Source organism: Streptomyces sp. WAC04114 (assembly GCF_019733245.1).
In the GTDB taxonomy this organism is placed as follows: domain Bacteria; phylum Actinomycetota; class Actinomycetes; order Streptomycetales; family Streptomycetaceae; genus Streptomyces; species Streptomyces massasporeus_A.
Genome location: NZ_JAIGQA010000429.1, coordinates 1 through 475, shown reverse-complemented (window position 1 = coordinate 475; position 475 = coordinate 1). Strand labels below are relative to the sequence as shown.

Below are 475 nucleotides of genomic sequence, written 5' to 3'. Positions count from 1 at the left end.
GCGGCCACCGACAGGGCGTCCTCCGTGACCTGACGGTCGCTCACCGCCATCCCCGACCTGCGCACATCGGCCAGCACCCGGCGCAGCCGCTCCGGGTCGGTGATCGTGTACGGGGTGAAGGACGCCAGGTCGCCCTCGCAGTACTCCTTCTGGAAGACCGGGTCGCCATGGGCCAGCAGGGCGAGTCCGACCCCGGTGGCGTGCAGCGGCCAGCGGGCGCCGACGCGGATGTGCACACCTACCGCCGACCGCCCTGACAGCCACTCGGTGTAGACGACGTCCCGCCCGTCCCGCACGGCCAGTTGCACGTTCTCGTGCGTCGCCTCGTACAGGTCCTCCAGGTACGGCAGCGCGATCTGCCGCAGGGCGAGGCCGCGCGGGGCCAGGGCGGCGAGCTCCCACAGCCGTAGCCCGACGTGGTAGACGCCGGACTCGTCCCGCTCCAGGGCGCCCCACTCGGTGAGCGCGCCCACCA

At 73.1% G+C, this 475-nt stretch carries 1 protein-coding gene; it reads right to left on the bottom strand.

Annotated features, from left to right (window positions below; translation table 11 throughout):
* Positions 1 to 475 (bottom strand): IclR family transcriptional regulator C-terminal domain-containing protein (locus K4G64_RS39620; RefSeq protein WP_308122621.1); only part of this gene is annotated, 475 nt, incomplete at both ends.